Genomic DNA, 566 nt, shown 5'->3' on the forward strand with positions numbered 1-566 from the left:
GGCATAAAGAGCCTCCTCCGAACAATCCAGTCACCGGACAGATGTGGTGCGGTCGAGGACGAACTCCCAAATGGATGGCGGGCCACGCGCGTGAAGACTTTCTCATCGTGCCAACAGCACAATAGCGTACCAACGTCATGGACCTTCATTCGAGGTGGTCAATAAGGCGTACCGCCAGCATAGCTCGCCACTGGCGAACGGAAAATTCATCGATCGAGACCGATGCTCCAGCGGTACATCATCATATTTCACCATGCGTTTTCGTCGAACTCAATTCGCTCGCTTGTGAAAAACTGGCAAATATCCTCTCGCAGCTACGATCGATCGACGTTGCTTTCCCAAAAGGCACGAATCGCGGCAATACCGTACGCGCCGGCGTTGCGAGCTTCAGCCAAGCTGTCGACGGACATCCCTCCTAACGCATAGACCGGAACCGATGTCAGCGTTGCAAGCTCTCGAAAACGTGGCCAACCCAGTGGCTCTGCAGTCGTATGAGTCGCAGTCGGCATAACCGGCGAGATGGTGATCAGATCGACCCCTATTGAATCTGCATGTCTCACCTGATC

The 566-nt window shown here is 54.4% G+C and carries 1 protein-coding gene; it reads right to left on the reverse strand.

Annotation, left to right across the window (positions count from 1 at the left end; translation table 11 throughout):
* Positions 1-314: 314 nt before the first annotated feature.
* A partial coding sequence (locus tag J5M57_RS27950) for a thiamine phosphate synthase (protein WP_207872089.1) occupies positions 315-566 on the reverse strand: 252 nt, incomplete at its 5' end.

It is taken from the genome of Pseudomonas sp. 86_A (assembly GCF_017491705.1).
Classification (GTDB): domain Bacteria; phylum Pseudomonadota; class Gammaproteobacteria; order Pseudomonadales; family Pseudomonadaceae; genus Aquipseudomonas; species Aquipseudomonas koreensis.